At 69.2% G+C, this 22160-nt stretch carries 22 protein-coding genes and 2 pseudogenes; 18 read left to right on the forward strand and 6 right to left on the reverse strand.

All coding sequences use genetic code 11. From position 1 onward, the window contains the following. The first annotated feature begins 272 nt into the window (after window positions 1–272). The 5 genes from JWP54_RS05375 (at window position 273) to arfB (ending at window position 3809) form a co-directional block, all read left to right on the forward strand. The gene (locus tag JWP54_RS05375; protein ID WP_297368386.1) at window positions 273–1115 is read left to right on the forward strand and encodes an endonuclease domain-containing protein; all 843 of its coding nucleotides are present in this window, start codon (window positions 273–275) and stop codon (window positions 1113–1115) included. A gap of 150 nt (window positions 1116–1265) precedes the next feature. After that, window positions 1266–1988, forward strand: a complete 723-nt coding sequence (locus JWP54_RS05380) for a histidine phosphatase family protein (protein WP_297368389.1) — start codon at window positions 1266–1268, stop codon at window positions 1986–1988. Between the two features lie 9 nt (window positions 1989–1997). Next, window positions 1998–2543, forward strand: a complete 546-nt coding sequence (locus JWP54_RS05385; RefSeq protein ID WP_297368392.1) for a DUF3090 domain-containing protein — start codon at window positions 1998–2000, stop codon at window positions 2541–2543. Between the two features lies 1 nt (window position 2544). Then, entirely contained in the window at window positions 2545–3312 is a 768-nt protein-coding gene (locus JWP54_RS05390; RefSeq protein WP_297368397.1) for an SCO1664 family protein, read from the forward strand. A 74-nt stretch (window positions 3313–3386) separates the two neighbouring features. Continuing rightward, window positions 3387–3809 carry an alternative ribosome rescue aminoacyl-tRNA hydrolase ArfB gene (gene arfB, locus JWP54_RS05395; protein ID WP_297368400.1) on the forward strand — a complete coding sequence of 141 codons (423 nt, stop codon included), beginning with the start codon at window positions 3387–3389 and terminating at the stop codon, window positions 3807–3809. An 11-nt stretch (window positions 3810–3820) separates the two neighbouring features. Here arfB and JWP54_RS05400 read toward each other — a convergent pair whose 3' ends face one another. The 3 genes from JWP54_RS05400 to JWP54_RS05410 are packed head-to-tail and all read right to left on the reverse strand — an operon-like array spanning window position 3821 to window position 6854. After that, a complete protein-coding gene (locus JWP54_RS05400; protein WP_297368403.1) occupies window positions 3821–4486 on the reverse strand; it encodes an alpha/beta family hydrolase in 666 nt (221 codons plus the stop codon). 26 nt (window positions 4487–4512) lie between these two features. Next, on the reverse strand, window positions 4513–5406 hold the full coding sequence (locus tag JWP54_RS05405; RefSeq protein WP_297368406.1) for an NAD(P)-dependent alcohol dehydrogenase: 894 nt from the start codon (window positions 5404–5406) through the stop codon (window positions 4513–4515). Between the two features lie 53 nt (window positions 5407–5459). Continuing rightward, a complete protein-coding gene (locus JWP54_RS05410) occupies window positions 5460–6854 on the reverse strand; it encodes an ATP-binding protein (RefSeq protein ID WP_297368409.1) in 1395 nt (464 codons plus the stop codon). A 177-nt stretch (window positions 6855–7031) separates the two neighbouring features. On the opposite strand from JWP54_RS05410, the gene JWP54_RS05415 reads away from it, so the two are divergent. From JWP54_RS05415 to JWP54_RS05440, 6 genes and pseudogenes are all read left to right on the forward strand, one after another. After that, window positions 7032–8423 (forward strand): FAD-linked oxidase C-terminal domain-containing protein, encoded by a 1392-nt coding sequence (locus JWP54_RS05415; RefSeq protein WP_297368412.1) that lies wholly within the window; start codon window positions 7032–7034, stop codon window positions 8421–8423. Window positions 8424–8506: 83 nt separating this feature from the next. Further along, entirely contained in the window at window positions 8507–9109 is a 603-nt protein-coding gene (locus JWP54_RS05420; RefSeq protein WP_297368415.1) for a DUF1992 domain-containing protein, read from the forward strand. 65 nt (window positions 9110–9174) lie between these two features. Next, a complete protein-coding gene (locus tag JWP54_RS05425; RefSeq protein ID WP_297368418.1) occupies window positions 9175–9879 on the forward strand; it encodes a DNA alkylation repair protein in 705 nt (234 codons plus the stop codon). Window positions 9880–10038: 159 nt separating this feature from the next. After that, window positions 10039–10896 (forward strand): pseudouridine synthase, encoded by an 858-nt coding sequence (locus tag JWP54_RS05430; RefSeq protein ID WP_297368421.1) that lies wholly within the window; start codon window positions 10039–10041, stop codon window positions 10894–10896. Between the two features lie 16 nt (window positions 10897–10912). Continuing rightward, window positions 10913–11236 carry a hypothetical protein gene (locus JWP54_RS05435; RefSeq protein WP_297368424.1) on the forward strand — a complete coding sequence of 108 codons (324 nt, stop codon included), beginning with the start codon at window positions 10913–10915 and terminating at the stop codon, window positions 11234–11236. A 15-nt stretch (window positions 11237–11251) separates the two neighbouring features. Further along, window positions 11252–12304, forward strand: a pseudogene (locus JWP54_RS05440) (aspartate aminotransferase family protein); the annotation flags it as partial. Window positions 12305–12307: 3 nt separating this feature from the next. On the opposite strand, the gene JWP54_RS05445 reads toward JWP54_RS05440, so the two are convergent. Continuing rightward, a complete protein-coding gene (locus tag JWP54_RS05445) occupies window positions 12308–12811 on the reverse strand; it encodes a histidine phosphatase family protein (RefSeq protein WP_297368426.1) in 504 nt (167 codons plus the stop codon). An 87-nt stretch (window positions 12812–12898) separates the two neighbouring features. Between JWP54_RS05445 and JWP54_RS05450 the strand changes: the two genes are divergently transcribed. After that, on the forward strand, window positions 12899–14182 hold the full coding sequence (locus JWP54_RS05450) for an MFS transporter (RefSeq protein ID WP_297368428.1): 1284 nt from the start codon (window positions 12899–12901) through the stop codon (window positions 14180–14182). Between the two features lie 20 nt (window positions 14183–14202). Here JWP54_RS05450 and JWP54_RS05455 read toward each other — a convergent pair whose 3' ends face one another. Then, window positions 14203–14910 (reverse strand): phosphatase PAP2 family protein, encoded by a 708-nt coding sequence (locus JWP54_RS05455; protein WP_297368431.1) that lies wholly within the window; start codon window positions 14908–14910, stop codon window positions 14203–14205. 108 nt (window positions 14911–15018) lie between these two features. On the opposite strand from JWP54_RS05455, the gene JWP54_RS05460 reads away from it, so the two are divergent. After that, a complete protein-coding gene (locus JWP54_RS05460) occupies window positions 15019–15594 on the forward strand; it encodes a TIGR00645 family protein (RefSeq protein ID WP_297368433.1) in 576 nt (191 codons plus the stop codon). A gap of 27 nt (window positions 15595–15621) precedes the next feature. On the opposite strand, the pseudogene JWP54_RS05465 reads toward JWP54_RS05460, so the two are convergent. After that, a pseudogene (locus tag JWP54_RS05465) lies at window positions 15622–17832 on the reverse strand (arylsulfatase). 197 nt (window positions 17833–18029) lie between these two features. Between JWP54_RS05465 and JWP54_RS05470 the strand changes: the two are divergent. From JWP54_RS05470 to JWP54_RS05490, 5 genes are all read left to right on the forward strand, one after another. Continuing rightward, window positions 18030–18509, forward strand: a complete 480-nt coding sequence (locus JWP54_RS05470; RefSeq protein WP_297368436.1) for a heme-degrading domain-containing protein — start codon at window positions 18030–18032, stop codon at window positions 18507–18509. Beyond that, window positions 18506–19552, forward strand: a complete 1047-nt coding sequence (locus JWP54_RS05475; RefSeq protein ID WP_297368438.1) for a Gfo/Idh/MocA family oxidoreductase — start codon at window positions 18506–18508, stop codon at window positions 19550–19552. The genes JWP54_RS05470 and JWP54_RS05475 overlap by 4 nt, the downstream gene beginning before the upstream one ends. A 20-nt stretch (window positions 19553–19572) precedes the next feature. Continuing rightward, on the forward strand, window positions 19573–20979 hold the full coding sequence (locus JWP54_RS05480) for a glycoside hydrolase family 30 beta sandwich domain-containing protein (protein ID WP_297368440.1): 1407 nt from the start codon (window positions 19573–19575) through the stop codon (window positions 20977–20979). A gap of 122 nt (window positions 20980–21101) precedes the next feature. After that, window positions 21102–21791, forward strand: coding sequence for a CoA pyrophosphatase (locus JWP54_RS05485; RefSeq protein WP_297368444.1), 690 nt, complete (start codon window positions 21102–21104; stop codon window positions 21789–21791). A gap of 188 nt (window positions 21792–21979) precedes the next feature. After that, the coding region (locus JWP54_RS05490) for a transposase (protein ID WP_297368445.1) at window positions 21980–22160 on the forward strand (181 nt) is incomplete at its 3' end.

Raw genomic sequence — 22160 nt, forward strand, 5'->3', positions numbered from 1 at the left:
CTACAAAACACCAACCCAAGCCCTCACCGAGTTCACCAGCACGCTACACACCACCACAACCACCCCGGCAGCGGCCTAATAAAATGATCAGGAACAGTGTCCAGCACGAGCGGGTCACCCCAGCCGATTCCGTCCTTGTGAAATCGCTTCCTCCTTTTCGGAGCGCGGTCGCCGGCTTCGCAGCGAGTTTTGCACAGGGGCGCGGCGGGGCAGTTTTGCACAAGTGGGACGGTTCTGGGTGGGCTGGGTGTACGGGCCACGACACTGGGCGCATGGAACTCGGCAGCTGGCTCGGCCAGCACGGTGGCATCGCGCACTCCCAGCAGGCCGTGCGCGCCGGCTTCACGCGCTATGCGATTCGGCACAGCCTCGCCAGCGGTGAGTGCGCCCGGGTCCGGCGGAATTGGCTGGCGCTGCCGACAGCCCCGGCCGACCTGCGCGCTGCGGCCGCGCTCGGCGGGCGGGTGGCCTGCCTCAGCGTGGCCCGGCGGCTCGAGCTGTGGCACCTCGCCGATGGAATGAACCACGTGAGCGTGGTGAGGAATGCGGTGGTCCCGGCGTCGAACGCCGTGCGGGTGCACTGGGGCCCGGGGCCGATTCCGGTTGCTCGGTTCGCCCTCGTGGAACCGATCGAGAACGCCCTCGTGCACATCGCGGAGTGCCAACCGTTCGAGAACGCGCTCGTCGTCTGGGACTCCGCCCTGAACAAGACTCTCGTGACCGAGGAGTCGCTCGCCCGGCTTCCCCTGCGCAGCGCCGCGGCCCGCGCCGTGCGGGCGGCCGCCTCCGGGCTCGCAGATTCGGGCCTCGAGACCTTGCCCGTGTCCCGGCTGGCCGCCATCGGCATCCGGGTCAGCCAGCAGGTGCTGCTCGACGGGCACAGGGTCGACGGTCTCGTCGGGGACCGGCTGGTGCTGCAGATTGACGGATTCAGCTTCCACTCCGGGGCCGAGCAGCGAGGGGCGGACATCGCCCAGGATCGCCGGCTCGCTCTGCTGGGCTACACGGTCCTGCGCTTCGACTACCGACAGATCCTGTTCGAATGGCCACGCGCGGAGGCCGAGATCCTCCAGGCCGTGGCCCAGGGTTTGCATCTCGCTCCTGCCCGCACTTAGACCTCGACCGCGACCTCAGGACAAAGTGCGCAAATAAGGACAGTTAGTGCGATCCGGTCCTTTTCAGCTCACTTTCTCCTTTGTGCGAGGTGCAGGCATCTCTCTCGGCCGGGCGCCGTACCGACCCCGCCGGCTGTCTAGGCTGTACCCATGGCCACAGTCCTTCTCGTGCGGCACGGCCGCACCACCGCCAACGCGACCGGCCTGCTGGCCGGGCGCACAGCCGGCGTTCTGCTCGACCAGATCGGCCGCGACCAGGCCGCCGTCACGGGGCAGCGGCTCGCCGCGGTGCCGTTGGTCGGGGTGGTCTCCAGCCCGCTGGAGCGCTGCCGCGAAACGGCTGAGCACATCATCGACCGGCAGCCCGGCACGCTGCTGCGGCCGGTGGAGGACGACCTCTCCGAGTGCGACTACGGCGACTGGCAGGGTCGCACCCTCAAGGAGCTGTCGGCGGAGAAACTGTGGTCGGTGGTGCAGACCCAGCCCTCTGCGGTCACCTTCCCCAACGGTGAGGCGATGGCCGCGATGCAGGCGCGATCGGTCGCTGCGATCCGGCGGCACGACGCCACCTTCGAAGCCGAGCACGGGCCGGGCGCGGTCTGGGTGGCGGTAAGCCACGGCGACATCATCAAGTCGATCCTGGCCGACGCCCTCGGCATGCACCTGGACCTCTTCCAACGGCTCAACGTGGGCCCGGCATCCGTCTCGATCGTGAACTACGGCAGCGGCCGGCCGACCGTCTACGCCACCAATACCGACGCCGGGGACCTGTCCTGGCTGGCGGCCGCCGCCCCCGCCGCTGACGCGCCGGTCGGTGGCGGGGCGGGACATTCGCTGCCCGCGGCTACCGCCCCCGACGCCGCGGACGCCTAAAATAACTCCATGCCCACAATCGTCCATGAGTTCGCCTGGCCGGATCGGGTCGTCGTCGGCACCGTCGGTCTCCCCGGCTCGCGCACCTTCTACCTGCAGGTGCGCACCGGTGCCCAGATCGTCAGCATCGCCCTGGAGAAGCAACAATCGGCGCTGCTCGCCGAGAAGATCGACGAGATCCTCGACCAGCTGATCAATTACGCGGGCAACCCGTTCAGCATCCCCACCAGCACCCCCATCGAACTGCTCGACAATGACCCGTTGGAGCCCGTGCAGGAGGAGTTCCGCACCGGGTCGATGAGCCTGGGCTGGGACCCCACGACGGTGCAGGTGGTCCTCGAGGCCTTCCCGATCGTCGACGAGGAGGACGATGAACTGCTCGACGTCGCCGTCGTCGAGCCGGCCGAGATGCTGGTGGTGCGGATGCCGGTGGGCACGGCCCGCGCGTTCGCGAAGCGCACCCGCGAGGTAGTGGGCGCCGGCCGGCCGCTCTGCCCGCTCTGCGGCCAGCCCATCGACCCGGACGGGCACACCTGCGATCTGCCCGACGCCTGACATGACGGATGCCGACCGCGTCGACGGTGACCTGGAACTGACCGGGCGGATCACGACGGCTTCCAACGCGACGTTCCTCGGCAGCATCGATGGAGTGCCGGTGGTGTACAAGCCCATCGCGGGGGAGAATCCGCTCTGGGACTTCCCAGACGGCAACTTGGCCAGCCGCGAGGCCGCGGCGTACCTGGTGTCGCAGGTTTTCGAATGGAACGTGGTGCCCCGCACCTGGCTGCGGGACGGCCCGATGGGACCGGGGATGGTGCAGCTGTGGCAGGACGCCGATCCCGAGCAGGACGCCGTGGACCTGATTGCGGCCGACGCCATGCCGGAGCGGGGCTGGCGGCACGTGCTCGACGGCCAGGACGAGCGGAACCGGGTGGTGTCGCTGATCCATGAAGACTCCGCGGCGCTGCGCCGGATGGCGGTGTTCGACATCATCGTGAACAATGCCGACCGCAAGGGCGACCACATCCTCGCGATGCCTGACGGGCACCGGCACGGCGTCGACCACGGGCTCACCTTCCACGCCGACCACAAACTGCGCACCGTTCTGTGGGGCTGGCTGGGCGAACAACTCAGTGCCGATGAACTGGCCGGCATCGACCGGGTGCGTGCCCAACTCACCGGCGACCTCGGCACCACACTCGAGGGACTGCTCACCCCCGCCGAGATCCGTGCCCTGGCGGAACGCTGCGACCGGTTGCGCACCGACGGCCGATTCCCGGGGCCGCAGGGCGAGATGCCCGCCGTGCCCTGGCCGCTGTTCTAAGCATCCCGGTGGCCGGTGGCCGGTGTCAGAGCGTTCAGTTCCCGGCCGTGCCCACATCGTGGGACGCTTGGAGCATGGATCTGGAGGTGTCACCCGCGCTGACGATTCCGGCGACCGAGCTCGGCTGGCGGTTCTCCCGGTCATCCGGCCCCGGCGGCCAGCACGTGAACACCTCGGACAGCCGCGTCGAGGTGTCCTGGAACATCGCCGACTCGGCCGTGCTCTCCGAAGACCAACGGCTCCAGCTGCTCACGAGACTGGACCGACGGCTGATCAACGGGGTGGTCACCATCGCCGCCTCCCAACAGCGCTCCCAGCTGCGCAACCGTGAGATTGCCCTGGCCAAACTCGCCGACCTCGTGACGGCCGGCCTGGCCCCGGACGGCCCGCGCCGCCGCGCGACCAAACCGACCCGCGGCTCGGGCCGCCGGCACATGGCCGCGAAGACGCAACGCTCGGCCACCAAGCAGCAGCGCCGGCGGCCGTCCGCCGAGTAGCACCGCAGCGCTTAGGCCCGGTTGGCCCGAACGAAATCGGCGACGGCCGGGGCCAGGGAGGCTCCTACGTCGGCGGGCGCGCGTTTGGCTCCCCGGGTCTCGAAGGAGTGGTTCGCGCCGTCGATCCACTGGACCGTCGCCGCCCTGCCGATCCGTGCGACCACCGGGGTGAGCTCCGCCGGGCCGGAGAACGGGTCGCGCGTGCCCTGCAGGAACAGCATGGGAAGGTCGATCCCGTAAAGGTGCGCATCGCGCAACGCCTCCGGTTTGCCCGGCGGATGCAACGGGTAACCGAGGAAGACCAGGCCGGCGGCGGGCATCCCCTCCGCCGCCGCCATCGAGGCCATCCGCCCGCCATAGGACTTGCCGCCCGCCCAGACCGGTTCGGCGGGAGAGCGAGCCGCCGCCACCGCCAGAGCCGCCTGCCACGCCTCGACCGCCCGCGGGGCGCGGTCGGGCAGCCGCCGGCCGGCCTCCCGGTACGGGAAGTTGAACCGCAGCGTTGCCACCCCGGCAGCGCTCATTGCGCGGGCGAATCCGACCAGGAACGGATGGTCGAAGCCTGACCCTGCCCCCGGCGCCACGACGAGCGTGGCGAAGGCGTCGGCCGGTCGGGCGAACGCGCCAGACACCGTGCCGTCACCCACCTCGATGCGGATGCTCTCCGACGGTGCCATGGGTCCTCCTCAGAAACGGCGACGACTCAAACGGTGACGACGACCTTGCCGAGCGCCCGGCCGGCGCCGAGGTAAGCCAGCGCCTCGGCCGCCCGGTCCAGGGGGAAGGTGCGGTCGATGCGGATCTCGAGCTCGCCGGTGAGACACCGCTCGGCGATGGGCTCGAAGTAGGCGGGGCCGTTACGGGCCACCAGCAGGCCCAGCCGGCGCCGGGTGACCACGCCGAGCGCGGCGCCGACGGTCACCACCCGCAACACGCTGCGCACCGTTCCGCCGACGCAGAGGTAGCGGCCGCCCCTGGCCACGGCGCGCCGGTAGGCGAACACCGACCGGTGCGCCACGAGATCGAGGATCAGGTCGAACGGTTCGAGGCGGGTGAAATCCGAGGTGGCGTAGTCGACGACGTGATCGGCGCCCAGCGAGCGCATGAAGTCGAGCTTGCCCGCGTTATCGACGCCGGTGACGTGCGCTCCGGCGCGTTTGGCCAGCTGGATCGCGAATGAACCAGACCCACCGCCCGCCCCGTTGATCAGCACCCGCCGGCCCCGGCGAGCGCCGGCAGTGCCCTGCAGCGCGATCGCTCCGGACTGGGGCAGCGCCGACGCCTGCGCGAACGTCAGCTCAGCGGGTTTGAGCGCCAGCGCGGCGACCGGAACCACCACGTACTCGGCGAACCCGCCCAACAGACTCAGATTGTCGCCGTACACCTCATCGCCGACCCGGAACCGGCTGACGCCAGAACCGACGGCGGTGACCCGGCCGGCGACATCGGAACCCAGCACCCGCCGCTTCGGCGCCCGCAGGCCACCGATCCGGGCGTACATCGGCGTGCCGGTCAGGCCTTCCCAGTCGGACAGGTTGACCGAGGTCGCAGCGACCTCGACGAGGACCTGATTCACGCCAGGGGACGGTTTCGCCACGTTCGCGACTCTGAGCACGTCGGGCGGACCGTACCGGTCGTACACCACGGCCCTCACTCCGATCGGCTTCCAGGCGCTGGGCGCAGCGGTACGCCCACATCCGCTCCGCCCTCCCGGGTAAGGCGGGGCCCCATGCTGGCGACGGTGGGCGCCGGCACGAAACCGCCGGCGAAGAGGGCCTCGCCCTGCTTGAAGCGGGCGGCCCGGGCAAGCATCGCCGGCGGCACGAAACCGAAGACGGTGGCCAGTTGGGCGAGGTCGGCCGGCGATGTCATCTTCATGAGCGCCAGGTTGTCGCACTGCGACATGATGCTGGGGTGCACCCGCGAGGGCCGCTGAGTCGCCAGCAGCAGCCAGAGACCGAACTTGCGCCCCTCGGCCGCGATCTGCACGAGCCGGTCCCGCACCGCCACGTGCAACGGACTGGGCGCGTCGGGCGCGCAGAAGTTGTGGGCTTCGTCGATCACGATCAGGAGCGGACGCCGTTGCGCGCGCTTCTCCCAGAGATCGTCGAGCACCGCCAGCGCCACCACGAGCGACTCCTCCGGGCTGGCGAACCCACCGAGGTCCAGCACCGTCGCATCGGGTCGGGTGTCCAGGATGTCGGTGACCGGTTGCAGTTTGCCGGCCCAGACGGACCAGTCGGTGACGCGCAGATTCTCGATGCGGGCGGCGAAACTGCGTGCCGCCGGCGTGTCCAGCTCCAGCAGCCGGGATACCACCATGGCCGGCTCGATCAGGCCCACGCTCTCCCCGAGATGCATCAGCAGGTTGTGTTCAGCGCGGTCCTGAAGCGGATCGAGCCTGACGACGGCCGTCTTGGAGCGCAACGACAGGTCGACGAAGCGGATGTCCCGCTCCGACAGCGCACGCTGCGCGTCGGTCGCTGGTCCCGACGGATGAGACTGCCGCATCTGCACGAAATCGGCGTTCGGGTCGAAGATCACCATGGGCAGGGCCGTGTGGATCAACAATTGCTCCAGCACCACGCCGAGCGCATAGGTCTTACCCGACCCGCTCTGCCCGCACCAGAAGGTGTGCCGGTTGAAGCGCTGTGCAACAAGCCGGGCCGGGATGTCGGGGGACGCCAGGAAGGAACCGATGGGCAGGGTCGCCGCCTGCGCCCGGTAGAGCAACTCCGTCGTGCGGGCATCCGCGGCCTGCAGCGCCGCCGAGGGAAAGGCGACCGACACTCGAAGGTCGAGGTCGCGTTCGTCCGCCGACAGCAGGCCGAGGATCCGGCCTGAGCCGTGCGGCACGCCGCCGAGTTCGAACCTGACGTCCTCAACCTGGCCCAGCTGGGCCGGTCCGGCTCCGCCGGGAGCGCGTAGAACCACCAGCCCGCCCGGCTCGAACATGACGTCACTGGTGCCGGCGAACTGGAAATGCCGGCCGTCGATGGATGCGGCGACAGCGCCCGCGAGTGATGCACTGGCAACGTCGTTCATGGGGTTCCCTTCACTGGGATTGCCGGCCGGCGGGCCCGCAGGGATTTCAGGCAGCGTAGTGCCGTTTCGCCGCCGGGGAGGATTTCTCCGGCCCATTTGCCCGCGCGGGAAGCCACCGGGTAACGTCGGCCTGGCGAGCCGGACCGAGCAGCGCCCCGGACGCAGAAGGAGCACACGATGCCTATCCAGGCCCCCCGACACATCGGTACCGACCTGGCCGGGGTGATCGCGTCCGACCGGGTGCTGACCGATGCGTCCTCGCTGGCCCGGTACAGCCACGACCGGGCGGACTGGGCCGACTTCACCGAACCGCTCGCCGTCGTGCTCGTCACCTCCGCCGAGGAGGTCTCCGCGGTGGTGCGGTACGCGCGCGACCAGGGCATCAAGATCGTGCCCCGCGGCACCGGGACCGGGCTCTCGGGCGGAGCCAACGGCGTGCCTGATTGCATCGTGCTCTCGCTGGAGCTCATGACCCAGGTGGTGGAGCTCAACCCCGCCGAACGGTACGCCGTGGTGCAGGCCGGCATGATCAACGACGACGTGCGGGCCGCGGCCGCGACCGTGGGCCTCTGGTACCCGCCGGACCCGGCCAGTTCCGCCATCTCCACGATCGGCGGCAACGCCGCCACCAACGCCGGCGGCATCTGCTGCGTGAAATACGGCGTGACCCGCGACTACGTGCTGGGCATGGAGGTGGTGCTGGCGGATGGCGACATCGTGCAGCTCGGACGCCGCACGGCCAAGGGCGCCACCGGGTACGACCTGACGGGGCTGATGGTGGGGTCGGAGGGCACCCTGGGCATCATCACTGAGGTCACCGTCAAACTTCTTCCCCTGACCGGACGCGGCGAGCGCGCCATCGTGGGCTATTTCCCGTCCCTCGCAGCGGCAGGCACCGCCGTGGCGGAGGTTTCCCGGGCCGGGATCATCCCGGCCGCGCTCGAGCTCGTCGACCGCACCTGCCTGCACGCGGTGAGCGCGTGGCAGGGTGTCGACCTGCCGGAGGACGCCGACACCCTGCTGCTGGCAAAGATCGACGAACCCGGCGCCCGCGGCGAAGAGTTGAGCCAGCAGTTGGCCGGCATCTTCCGGGCCGCCGGCGGCGCCGATGTGCAGCAGTCCGCCGACAGCGCCGAAACCGACCGGCTCTTCCAGGCCCGCCGGCTGGCCTACCCGGCACTGGAGCGGCTGGGTCCGGTGCTCACCGAGGACATCTGCGTGCCGCGCGGTGCGGTGCCGGCGATGCTCGCCAGCATCCAGGAGACCGCCGCCCGGCACTGCGTGGTGATCGCCAACATCGCCCACGCCGGAGACGGCAACCTGCACCCGCTGATCATTGCGCCGGAGGGCGACCTCGAGGTCAAGGACCGGGCCAAACTGGCGTTCGACGAGATCATCGCCAGGTGCCTGCACCTCGGCGGCACGGTGACCGGCGAGCACGGCGTCGGCCTGCTCAAGCTGCCCGGCGCCGCGGTCGAGCTGGGCGAGCGGGTCGGCCGCATGCACCACGCGGTGAAGGACTCCCTCGACCCCGAGCACCTCTTCAACCCGGGTAAGGCGTTCAGCTAGATCGCACCCGGCCTGCCCGCGGTATCCCGAGCGGGCGGGAATTCGCCCGCCCGTCCTCCGCCGGATCGATTTAGGCTGGAATCATGGCAGGCACACGCGAACCCAGCGACACGCCCCTCAACGTGGCACGGTACAAGATCAACCGGGAGATCCCGGACGCCGAACGGCCGGCGGAGGCGGAGCCCGACACCAACGAGGCCGGCCAGTCGATGATGGATGCCCGGGCGCACTTCGTGGAGATTTCGATTCAGCAGGCAATGCGCCGCGGCGACTTCGACAACCTGCCGGGCGCGGGCAAGCCGCTCACCGGCCTCGACAATCACGACCCCGACTGGTGGATCAAGCAGAAGATCGAGCGCGAGCAGATCACCGGGCTCGGCCCGCCCGCGCTCACGCTGCGCACCGAGGACGCCGGCCTCGATGCCCGGCTCGACACCCTGTTCTCCGAGGCGCAGGTGTGCGAAGTGCTCGACGACTTCAACCATCGGGTGATCGACGCCCGCCGGCAACTGCGCGGCGGCCCACCGGTGATCACCCCGCTTCGCGACGTGGACGCCGAACTGGCCCGCTGGCGCGAGCGCCGGGAGGCAGCGCGGCGGGAACGGGAGGAGGCCAAGGCGCGGGAGGACGCCGCCCTGGCCGCGATGACCTGGCGGCAACGCCGGCGGGCCAGACGCGAGCGCTGAGTCCCGTCGAGCGCTGACGGCGGGAGTCGTAGAGGGGCACCGGTCGCGGTGGCATCCTGGAACACATGAGCCCAGAGCCCACGGCCGCTGCATTCCAGGAGGAGCTCGCCGGCTTGGCCAGCCCGGAGCAGCGACAGAAGTACACCAGCTACTTTCCCGACGACGAGTCGTTCATCGGGGTGCGCATGGGCGACGTGTTCGCCCTCGCTGGCCGTTCGCTGGCGATGCCGGTCGACCAGATCGAGGAACTGCTGGAAAGCCCCGTGCACGAGGCTCGGTCGGGAGCCTGCTCGATCATGGGTAGGGCCGCCCAGCATCGCAAGGTTGCGGCCGCTCGGCACCGGGAACTCTACGACCTCTACCTGCGGCGGCACGACCGGATCGACAGCTGGGATCTGGTGGACCTCGGCGCCCACCAGGTGGTGGGCAGTTGGCTGCTCAACAAACCCCGCGACCCACTCGATGCTCTCGCGGCGTCGTCGTTCTGGCCCGAACGCCGCAGCGCCATCGTGGCGACGGCGGCGTTCATCAGGCACGGCGAAACCGCAGACACGCTGCGGCTGGCCCGCATCCTGTTGCACGACCGGAACGACTTCGTGCAGAAGGGCACCGGCTGGATGCTGCGCTACGCGGGCGACATCGACCGGGGCGCCCTCCTCGGCTTCCTCGACGAGAACGCCGCAGACATGCCCCGGGTGATGCTGCGCTACTCGATCGAGAAACTCGACCAGCCGGTTCGGGCCGGCTACCTGGCCGCAGCGCGGATGTAGTTCCCGAGCTTTTCCGTGCCGGTGTGGCGCCGGCGGGACTTGTACGATCGGGGGATGCCCCCGCACTCGCCCCTGCCACACCGACACGGGCTCGACGCAGCCTGGGTGTGCACTCCGGAGCGTGATCGGCCGGGCAAGCCGGCGGCAACCTGGCCGAACATGGGTGCGTGGCTCGAGGAACGGCTGGGGGAGTCGGTGCAGGTGGCCGGATTCCTGACGTCCGGACGATTCGTCTACGAGAGCGGTGTGCCCGTCGCCGGGGGAGACCCCTATCGGCCGACCACCTTCATCTGGTTCCACCGGGACCTGGCCGACGAACCCGTGGTGCCGGGGTCCATCCACGTGCTCCATCGGGACGATCGAATCGTGGTGATAGACAAGCCACCCTTCCTCTCCAGCATCCCGCGGGGCAGACACGTGGTGCAGAGCGTGGTGGTGCGCCTGCGCGCCCAGCTGAAACTGCCCGAACTCTCCCCGTTGCACCGGCTGGACCGGGTGACGAGCGGACTGCTGGTCCTCGCCACCGAACGGCGCTGGCGCGGGGCCTATCAATCGCTCTTCCAACGCGGCGAGGTACACAAGATCTATCGGGCACTGGCGCCGCTCTCCGCACAGCTCGAGCTGCCGGTCACCGTGCGCAACCACCTTCGTGCCCGGCCCGGCTTCTGGCAGGGCGAAGTCGTGCCGGGCCTCCCGGTCAATGCCGACTCGCGCATCGAGCGGGAGTCCGAGCATGAAGATGCGGGGCTCTACCGGCTGACCCCGCGCACCGGACGCACCCACCAGTTGCGGCTGCATATGCTGGGTTTGGGCATCCCGATCACCGACGACCCGCTCTACCCGGTGGTGCAGGATGTCGAGGTGTTCGATTTCACCCGGCCGCTCCAGCTCCTGGCCAGCGAACTGGCCTTCACCGATCCGATCGATGGTTCGCCGCGGGAGTTCGAGAGCGTGAGGCGCTTGCCGCTGCGGGCGGAGGTCGGCTCGCAGTCGCCCACTGTTGCCCCGCCGCGGTAGTGCCTACCATGTCACCATGCCAGCGCAGCGCGACGACTTCGACGCGGCGCTCGAGCGTGCCCGCCACCACGCGACGGGCTGGCTGGACTCCCTGTCCTCTCGGCCGATCGGGCCGAGTCGCACGGCCGATGACCTGCAGGCCGACTTTGCGTTTCCGCTCCAGGACCAGCCGCTGCCAGCCGCCACGGTGATCGACGAACTGGCCCGGCTGGCGGAGCCCGGGCTGATGGCGATGCCCTCCGGCCGGTTCTTCGGCTGGGTGATCGGAGGCACGCTGCCGGCGTCGTTGGGAGCGGACTGGCTGGTCAGCGCCTGGGCTCAGAACGCCGCGATGCGCTAGGCCACTCCGGCGACGGCCGCGGCCGAGGAAGCCGCGGGCGGCTGGCTGCTCGACCTGCTGGGCCTCCCCGCCGGTTCCGACGTGGGGTTCACCACCGGCGCGACCGCATCGAACTTCGTGGGTCTGGCGGCCGCCCGGCAGGAGGTGCTCGCCCAGGCCGGCTGGGATGTGGCGGTGACGGGGCTGATCGGGGCGCGCCCGCTGAGGGTTTTTGCGGGTGCGGACCGGCACGCATTCGTCGACCTGGCGCTGCGGTACCTCGGCCTGGGACTGCCGGTCGCGGTCGCCGCCGACGCCCAGGGGGAGGTTGCGGGCGGATGCCCTGGCCGCGGCGATGGATGCCGCTCCCGGTCCGGCCATCGTGTGCCTCCAGGCCGGCAACTGCACTCCGGCTCCAGCGACCCGCTCACCGAGGCGGCCATGATCGCCCACGACCGGGGTGCGTGGGTGCACGTGGATGGTGCCTTCGGGCTCTGGGCGGCCACGAGTCCCCGCCACCGCCATCTGGTGGCCGGACTGAAGACCTGCGATTCGTGGGCGACGGATGCGCACAAGACGCTCGACGTGCCCTATGACTGCGGGGTGGCCATCGTGTCCAGGCCCGAGGCTGTGCGTGCGGTGTTCGGCGTGCACACCAGCTACCTGCAAACCACCGAGCACGGCCCGGGCGACCCGTTCGACAAGGTGCCGGAGTTCTCCCGCCGCGCCCGCGGGGTGCCGGTCTGGGCCGCCCCGCGGTCTTTGGGGCGCTCAGGGGTGATCGCGCTGATCGACCGCCTGGTCCAGGCCGCGCACACCTTCGCGGCGCGCCTGTCCGGCATCCCCGGGGTCGAAGTGGTCAACGACGTGGTCTTCACCCAGGTCTGCGTGAGCTTCGGCTCGGACGAGCGCACCCGCAACATCACGGCACGCCTGCTGGCCGATGGCACCACCTGGATGTCGGGTTCGCACTGGGCCGGCCGCGACGTCCTTCGTATCGCGGTCAGCAACTGGTCGACCGACGCCGCCGACGTCGAGAATTCCCTGCAGGCCATCCAGCGCGCGCTGGCGGCCGAAGATGCCGCGTAACCGCTAGTCGAGGAGTGCGGCGGGCGGACGTCCGGAGGTTCGGAGAGAGGCCGTCGACGGGGCGGCCTCGGCCCAGCTGCCGGCAAGCCGGAGCACCGCCAGAGCCGAGGTGGGCAGAGTGATGCTTTCGCCGCTGAGCAGGGCGACCAGGTCCTCGAGTCCGGGATTGTGAGCCACGAGAATCACGGTGCGCAGCTCGTCGGGCAGTTCCCGCACGATGGCGAGCAGGTCTGCAACGGATGCGGCGTACGCCCGCTCATCAACCCGGGCCTCGGGGCCGTCCCCGAGTTCCGCCGAGACCAGCGCCCAGGTGGCTCGGGCACGGGTGGCGGGGGAGACGATCGCGATGTCGATGCTGCTGGATTGCCCGGCCAGCCAGCTGCCGACATCCCTGGCCTGCCTGTGCCCGCGCGGGTTGAGCGTGCGGTCGATGTCGGCCTCGCCGCCTGACCAATCGGACTTCGCGTGCCGGAGCACGAGCAGGGTGCGTTCAATCGGTGCGGTCATTACGACAGTCTGCACCCTAGCCATCCGCCCCAGCCGGGTCGATGATGCTGGTGTGACGAGATGGGGTGTGCGGAGCGGACCCGGGTCATGAACCCGGCCTCTAGGCGTGTCCAGCGCATCTACCTGATCCTGCTGCTCGGCAACACCCTGGCGGCCTCCTTCATCTGGGGCATCAACACGCTGTTCCTGCTCGACGCCGGGCTAACCAACTTCGACGCCTTCGCCGCAAACGCGTTCTTCACCGCCGGCATGGTGATCTTCGAAATCCCCACCGGGGTCGTCGCCGATACGGTGGGCCGCAAGGCGTCGTACCTGCTCGGCACGATCACCCTCTCGGTAACCACGGCGTTGTACTGGATGCTGTGGGTGTGGCAGTCCCCGTTCGTCTGGTGGGGCGTCGTGTCGGTGCTGCTGGGCCTGGGGTTCACCTTCTTCTCCGGCGCGGTGGAGGCCTGGCTCGTCGACGCGCTCGGCTCCACCGATTACACCGGCAGCCTGGAGGCCGTGTTCGGCCGGGGCCTGGTGGTCACCGGCATCGCGATGTTCGCCGGCTCGGTACTCGGCGGCGTGATCGCCCAGGCCACCAACCTGGGGGTACCGTTCCTGGTGCGCGCGGGGGTGCTGGTGGTCATGTTCATCTACGCGTTCCTGGTCATGAAGGATCTCGGATTCACCCCGGACCATTCGCAGGGCCCGCTGAAGGCGACCCGCACCGTGCTTACGGAGTCGGTGGAGCATGGGCTTCGGCGTCGCTCGGTGCGGTACATGATCCTCTCCGCCCCCTTTGCCTCCGGCGTGGGTATCTACGCGTTCTACGCCCTGCAGCCGTACCTGCTGGAGCTCTACGGCGACCCGTCCGCCTATTCCATCGCGGGCCTGGCCGCCGCCATTCTCTCGTTGGCGCAGATCGCCGGCGGAGTGCTCGCGCCCCGCCTGCGCGGGTTGTTCGCCCGCCGCACCAGCACCGTCATCCTGGCGTCCCTGTTCAGTGTGATCTCCCTGGTGATCCTGGGCCTGAACAGCCTCTTCTGGCTGGCCGTGATCTTGCTGATGGTGTGGGGCTTCGTCTTCGCGGTCGCCGAGCCGGTGCGGCAGGCCTACCTCAACGACATGATCCCGTCGAAGCAACGCGCGACCGTGCTGTCGTTCGATTCGCTGTTCGGCAGCCTGGGCGGAGTGTTCATCCAACCGGCGCTCGGCCGCTCCGCCGATCTGTGGGGCTACGGCACGTCGCTGGTGCTCGGCGGGCTCGTGGAGCTCGTCGGCATCCCGATCATGCTGGCCAGCCGTCGCCAGAAGGACCCCGCCGATACCAGGAGCGATCACGCGGGTGCCACCCCGGCCGGTCCGGCCACACCGGACACACAGTGACCACTCGCGTCTCGGCGCGATCAGACCGCGCCGACCGCCTTCCGCCGTGATCGTCGTTGCCCGACGAGCGTGCGCTCACCATCCAATTTCGCTGCCACCGGCGCCCACAGGACCGCGGCGACGCCGATCCCGAGGAGAAGCGCGCCGACGGTGTCGGTGAGCCAGTGCGCACCGAGGTAGGTGCGGCTCATCATCATCACGACCGTGTACACGGCTCCGGCCGCCCACACCCAGACTCGCGGGAACAGGATCGCGAGGACGGCGGTCGTGGCCGCGGCGTTGGCCACATGCCCCGACGGAAAGGACCCGAAGTCGAGGTAGGTCAGGATGTTCTCCGGACGGGCCCGGCCGAAGAAATGCTTGAGCACCTGGACCACCCCGCCGGTGACCGTGCTGGCCACCAGATAGAAGCCGGCGGCCCAGGGGCGTCTGCCCAGCAGCAGGGCGATGGCGATTCCGGCGGGCAGCAGCACGGTCGCGATCAGGCCGCCGCCGAGGGCGTCCATCGTGAGAGCCAGCGTATCCCAGCCCGGGGCACGATTCGCGCTCACCTCCCGGAACCAGCGAGTATCGATCGGCAGCGGCATCCCCTGGTCGCGAACGACGATCAGGAACCCGAGCCCCACGGCGAGCCCCAGCGCCAGGGAGCCGCTCACCAGCGGCCACCAGTGCGAAACGCGTCTCGCCCGCGGCTGCGCGGCGGCCTCCGGGTGCCTCTGCGACTCCATCCGGCCATGTTACGGCGGAAACGAGCACAGCCGGGTGCACGGGAGGGCAGGCTCGCAGCAGCGCACTCCTATACTCTAAGATTCGAAAACTCACAGAATTGACCATCAGTGCCCACCACCCCGCACCACCCCCGCAGTAAGAACGCCCTGGCACTCGAACACGGCAGTGAGAGATTCCTCTTCGCCAGCCGCTGGCTGCTCGCCCCGCTGTACATCGGGATGGTGCTCGCGCTGATTGCGATCGGCATCAAGTTCTTCCAGGAACTCTGGCACCTCATCAGCCACGTCGCGGCGGATTCGGCCGACGACCTCGTGCTGGGCGTGCTCGCCCTGCTCGACCTGGCGCTGCTCGCCAACCTGGTGATCATCGTGATCTTCGCCGGCTACGAGAACTTCGTGTCGAAGATCACGGTGGCGCGTGACGCCGAAGACCGGCCCACCTGGATGGGCCATATCGACTTCTCCGGCCTGAAGATGAAACTGATCGGTTCGATCGTCGCGATCTCGGCCATCGGCCTGCTGCAGGACTTCACCGAGATCGGCAACTTCACGGCTGAGGACCAGTTCTGGCGCATCATGCTGCACCTGACGTTCCTTCTCTCCGGAGTGGGCTTCGCGTTCATGGACTGGCTGGGCGAGAATCGTCTGATCCTGGCAAAGATCTCACACTCCGAGGACGACTGACGCCCACCGGGTTCCACCCTGGCGGGCCTACTGTCGGGCCATAAGGATGCGGAAGCGCTCGTCCGGGTCGATGAAGTGGTCGTTGTCGTCATCACCCAGGTCGATCTGCATCCAGTTGATCCGGCCGGTGAACCTGCTGCCCTTCGTGGTGTAGTCCGAGGCGACGGCGGTGCCGGTTTCGTAGCCGACGTCGGTGGTCTCGTCGGCCGAGAAAATCATGGCCTGGGTGGCGCCGACCCGGCCGGTGCCCACCGGCTTTCCGTCGTAGTACAAGGTCACGTCGCCGCCCTTGCCCAGCCCACCGCCGTCGTAGGCGAATTCCATCCGCACCTGGCACGTCCCTGCCGGCAGCGCTGCCTCCGCCGCGGTCTTGAACTCCTGGATGCCGAGCACGTTGTACACGAACGCTGCCCGGCCGGCCGAGGCGTAGAGGCTCCAGCCGCCGAACCGGCCCCCCTGCGCGATGATCACGCCGTTGGCGCCGCCCTCGGGGATGACCAGTTCTGCCGTCACCGAGAACGACTTGTTCTTGATGCTGACGACGCTGTTCTCCGACAGCCGACCCATCCCGGCGAAGAGGAGCTGGCTGTTCCCCCCGGATCAGGGTGGGGCGGCCGGCGACCTCGGGAGTGGCACGTTCGACGCCGCGGTCGTCGATCGGCAGCACGTTGTACTTCGTGGCCTCGATCAACCACAGCCGTTGCAGCTTGGCGAGCATCTGCGGATTCTCCGCCACCAGGTTGCGGGCCTGGCTGAAGTCGGTGCGGCCGTCGTAGAGCTCCCAGACATCGTCGTCGAAGGCGGGAATCTCACCGCCCACCAGGACCCACGGGGTGCGGTGCTTCGTCACCGCGCTCCAGCCCTTGTAGTACAGGCCCCGGTTGCCGAACATCTCAAAATATTGCAGGTCGTGGCGTTCGGCCGCGGCCTGGTCATCGAACGTGTACAGCATGCTGACACCCTCCATCGGCGTCTGCTGCACACCATTGACCATCGTAGGTTCCGGCAGGCCGGCGGCCTCGAGAATGGTCGGGGCGATGTCGATGCAGTGGGTGAACTGCTGCCGCAGCCCGCCTTTCTCGGCGATTCCGGTCGGCCAGTGCACGATGGTGCCGTTGCGGGTGCCGCCCCAATGCGGGGCCACCTGCTTGGTCCACTGGAACGGGGTGTCCATCGCCCACGCCCAGCCGACGGCGTAGTGGTTGTAGGAGCTGGGACTGCCGAACTCGGCCGTTTTGGCAGCCACCCGGCCGACGTGATGGTCAGTGTGCTCCATGAAACCGGCGTAGACCTCCATCTCGCGTTCCAGCGCCGGCTTGAGGGCGGCGGGCATGTCGTCCCACGCGGGGATCTCCGCGTGCCGCGGGGTGAGAAGCGCGTCGCCGGGCACCACGCCGAGTTCCTTTTGCTTCGCGAAGGTGCGCTCGCGCTGCACGTCCCAGCCGTCGGCGGATGTTCCGGCGTATTTGTCGGCCCATTCCTTGGGCACATGGTGCGGTGCGTGGGTGGCGCCGGGCGCGAAGTACACGAAAAACGGTTTGTCGGGCATCAGCGACTTCTGCGCGCGGATCCAGTCGCAGGCATGATCGGCCAGGTCTTCGGTGAGGTGGTAGCCCTCCTCCGGCGTCGCCGGGGGTTCAACCGGGGTGGTGCCGTTGTAGAGGGCCGGATCCCACTGGTTGTTCTCCCCGCCGATGAACCCGTAGAACGTTTCGAAACCGCCGCCGCCGGACGGCCAGGCGTCGAACGGTCCCATCGGTGACGATTGCCAGACCGGCACTTCGTGGCATTTGCCTAACTGCGCGGTGGAGTAGTCGTTCAATTTCAGGGTCATCGCCAGCGGCGCCTTGGTGTTCGGCCGCACCGAGCTGTTGCCCGGCGCCGAGGTGGCGGTCTCGGTGATGCTGCCCATGCCCACGGAGTGGTGGTTGCGGCCGGTGAGCAGCGACTGCCGGGTGGGGGTGCAGAGCGCGGTGGTGTGGATGCGGTTGAAGCTGAGCCCGCCGGCCGCGAGCTTCTCGGCGTGAGGCGTCGCGCACGGGCCGCCGAAGACGCTCGACGCGCCGTAACCGGCGTCGTCGATGAGGGTGTCGAGCACGTTCGGCGCACCGGCCGGCGGCCGCAGCGGCTCGATCGGCGGGTACTGGGTGTCGGGATCCTTCGCGTCGTAGGTGGTGAGCCCGGGGAGGGGCGATCGGGGATCGGCAGCATCGAGCGGGCGTGGCGGTCGGGATTCATGACGGGTGTCCTCCTGGCTCTCTCGGGTGAAGCTAATCGGCGGAGCGCGCAGCAACATCACCCGCTCGGGGTGAGGTGCCGGTTTCTACGCCGAACCCGACAGGGCCGGCTCTTTGCGTCGACGCCTGGCACACCGATAGCGTTGGGGAAGCGCGGCACCGGTGCCGGCACCCAACGAAGATGGACCCGCAATGTCGATGACCCCTGATCCAGCCGCCCGCGACCTGCTCCCGCTGCTGGAGGCCCAGAATTCCACGATCAGCTTCGGCTCGTTCGGCTACGACGATGCGTTCGCCCTCGGCAGCGCCCTCATGGCCCGGGCCACCGCGGAGGGCCTGGTCGTCACGGTCAGCATCGTCTTCGGCGAGCAGCGAGTGTTCCACGCCGCGCGGCCGGGCACCTCTGCCGACAACGACGATTGGCTGGCGCGCAAGTTCCGGGTGGTCAATCGCTTCAACGCACCGTCGTACCTGATTGGCACCCGCGCTCGCGCCACGGGCAGCAACTTCCACGAGTCCACCGGGCTGTCGCCGGCGCTGTACATGGCGCACGGCGGGGCCTTCCCGCTCCGCGTGAACGGGTCGTTGATCGGTGTGGCCGGTGTCTCCGGGTTGCCCCAGCGCGACGACCATGACCTGGTCGTCTGGGCGCTTGAAGCGGCGATGGCCGCCGCATGACCGACACCGCGGTTTCCGCCGCGCCGCGCTGGGCAATCCTGGGCACCGGCGGCATTGCCGAGCAGACCATCCGGGACATCCGCCTGGCCGGCACCATGGACGTGGTGGCGGTGGCGTCCCGCACCCGGGCGTCCGCCGACGAATTCGCCGCCCGGCACTCCATCGGGCGGGTGTTCGACACCGTCGACGCCGCGTTGGAGAGCGCCGAGGTGGATGCCGTCTACATCTGCACGCCGCACAGCAGCCATTTCGACCTCGCCCGGCGGGCGCTGCTGGCCGGAAAACACGTCCTCTGCGAGAAGCCGCTGACCCTCACCGCCGAGCAGAGCCGCGAACTCGCGACCCTGGCGGCCGCCCGCCGGTTGTTTCTGATGGAGGCGATGTGGATGGTTTTCACTCCCGCGATCGCGCACGTGCAGGAGGTCATCCGCTCCGGGGCGATCGGCGAAGTGCGATTCGTCGAATCCAGCATGGGGTTCAACTTCCCGCGGACGGATACCAGCCGGCTCTGGGACCCGGACCTGGGAGGTGGGGCGCTGCTGGATGTGGGCATCTACCCGCTGGCGTTCGCGCACCTGATGCTGGGCAGGCCGGAGACCATCACCGCCAGCGGTGTGATGGAACCGAACGGGGTCGACCTGCGCTCCACCGTGCACCTGGGCTACGCCGACGACCGGTCCGCGAGCGTGAGCACCTCCATGACCGAGGTGATCATGCCCTTCGCCGTGATCGGCGGCACGGCGGGGTCGATCGTGATGGACCCGCCGTTCTTTTCCGGCGGCGCCATCCACACCTACGCCGGGCCGTCGTTCGCGCAGCAGACCACCGTCGTGCCGGTCGAGGGCGGCGGGTATGTACCGATGTTCCGGGCCGTGGGGGAGGCCGTCGCCGGCGGTGTCTCTGACCACCCGGCGCATCCGCTCAAGAACGCCATCGCCGTGCTCGAGGTCATCGACGAGGTGCGGCGGACTCTTTCGGCCTCACATGCTGCCGATGTGGGCGTCGCGAGCGCTTCCACCCGGTACGGATTCGCCCGGTACTGACTCACCCCGTGTAGGAGACCATGACTGACAACATGCCCGAACCACAGCCCGACACCACGGTGCAGTGGGTCGTGACCACCGAAGCCGCCCCCTGGCAGTCCCGTGCCGGTCTCACCCTGAGCACGCCGAGCGGCATGCCGGATGTGTTCGTGAAGCCGGAGCAGACCCGGCAGACCATCGAGGGGTTCGGCGCCGCGTTCAACGAGCTCGGCTGGACCGCCCTCTCTGCCCTGAGCGAGGCCCAGCAAACGGAGATCCTCCGGGAGATGTTCGCCCCCGGCATCGGCGGCAACTTCACTCTCGGCCGCATGCCGATCGGCGCGAACGATTTCTCCCGCGACTGGTACTCCTACGACGAGGTCGACGGCGACTTCGCGCTCGAGCACTTCAGCGTCGCCAACGACCTGGACACCCTGGTGCCCTTCATCCGCGCCGCCCAGCAGCACCAGAGCGCGCTGTCGGTGTGGGCGTCGCCGTGGAGCCCGCCGACCTGGATGAAGACCAACGGGCACTACGCCGGTGCGATGCCGATGGCCGGCTACCAGACGGCCGAGAACGGGCTCCGGCCCGACCAGGTGGGCGCCGAGGGCACCGACATGTTCATCCAGGACGACCGGCACCTGGCCGCGTACGCGGCGTACTTCGGCCGGTTCGTGGATGAGTACCGCGCCCTCGGCATCCCGGTGGGGATGGTGATGCCGCAGAACGAGTTCAACTCGGCGCAAATCTTCCCCAGCTGCACCTGGACCCCCCAGGGACTGGCCCGGTTCATCCGGCACCTGGGCCCCGAGATGGCGGCCCGCGGTGTCGACGTGTTCCTGGGCACTCTCGAGCGCGCCGACAGCGCACTGGTGGACGGCGTGTTCGCCGATGCCGAGGCGGCCCGGCACATCACCGGCCTGGGCATCCAGTGGCATGGCAAGGGCGCGGTGGCGCTCCTGCACCGGGACCACCCCGCGCTGCGCATCTTCCAGACCGAACAGGAGTGCGGCGACGGCCGGAACGACTGGCGGTATGCCCGGTACGCGTGGACGTTGATGAAGGAGTTCCTCGGCGGCGGCGCATCCGCCTACCTGTATTGGAACCTCGCTCTCGGGCGCGGCGGTGTGAGCCGGTGGGGCTGGTCGCAGAACTCGCTGGTCACAGTGGATGCCGCCGCCGGGCGGTTCGAGTACACCCACGAGTACCACCTGCTGAAGCACGTGAGCCACTTCGTGCGGCCCGGCGCCCACCTGATCGACACCTTGAGCTACACCGGCTACGAGAACCAGCTGGCGTTTCTGAATCCCGACGGCAGCATCGTGATCGTCGTACAAAACGACACCCGCGCGGACCAACCGGTGACCCTGCTGGTCGGCGAGCGGGTGCTGGCCGTGACCTTGCCCGCCGACTCGTTCAGTACCTTCGTCGTCCCGCCCAGCCGATGAGCTGACCGCGGGTTGCCCTCGTGCGGACGAGTTGCCGGTGGAGCGGGGCGGCTCGTCCGGCGCGGGGCAGCTCGGCGTTGTGCGTCACTCGCGCCCGCGGGCAGGCTGCGTAGGCTGGGAGCATGCTCGCCGTCTCGCAAGGCCCCCGCGCCGACCTCGCGGCGCTGTGCGAGCGCGGCCTGGACTGGAAGACCGCGGCCACCCGCATCCTGCCGGATCCCCGGGCCGCGCGCCACGCCGCGGTGCTCGTGCTGTTCGGCGTGCTGGACACCGTGCCGGCGCACTCTCCCGCAGCCGGGCCGCGGCAGGTACCGCGGGACCTGGACGTGCTGCTGCTGCGCCGCGCGGCCACCCTGGGCAGCCATCCGGGGCAGATCGCGTTCCCCGGCGGCCGCCTGGAGCCCTCCGACAGCGGGCCGATCGCGGCCGCGCTGCGTGAGGCCGTGGAGGAGACCGGCCTGGACCCGCACGGCCTCGAACCGCTGGGCACCCTGCCCGCGCTGGCGTTGCCGGTGAGCAACCACCTGGTCACCCCGGTGCCGGCCTGGTGGGCCCGTCCGTCTGAGGTGGCCGCGATAGACCATGCCGAGACCGTCGAGGTGTTCAGGGTGCCGGTGGCAGACCTGCTCGACCCGGCCAACCGGGCGAACACGGAACACATCGTCGCCGGAACCGCCTACCGGGCGCCGGCGTTCAGCGTCGGCGGCCGCCTCGTCTGGGGCTTCACCGCGATCGTGCTCTCGCGCATGTTCGACGAGCTCGGCTGGGCGGAGGCCTGGGACCACGAGCGGGTGGTCCAGCCGGACCGCTGACAGCTGTTCTCCGCCGCAAGATAGCGCGCAAACAAGGAGATAGTGAGAGTAAAAGGACCCCTGCGGCTGGGGTGACCCGGTGCTTCCGGACAGTGTTCCTAATTTGATTGGATGAAATCATGGGAGCAGTAAGGAAGTCCGGTCCGCATCGGAGATTTACGGACAAGGAACGAAGGAACGCTGTCGAGATGGTGACGTCGTCACGGCGACCGATCACGCAGGTGGCAGCTGAGTTGGGCATTTCGGATAAGACCTTGTGGGCCTGGGTGAACCAGGCCCGGTTGAACAAGATCGACCCGGAACGGGCGCTGTCCCGGCAGCAACGGGAACGAATCCGGGATCTGGAGAAAGAGAATGCGCGGCTGCATC

Origin of the sequence: Cryobacterium sp. (genome assembly GCF_025463825.1) — a bacterium.
Classification (GTDB): domain Bacteria; phylum Actinomycetota; class Actinomycetes; order Actinomycetales; family Microbacteriaceae; genus Cryobacterium.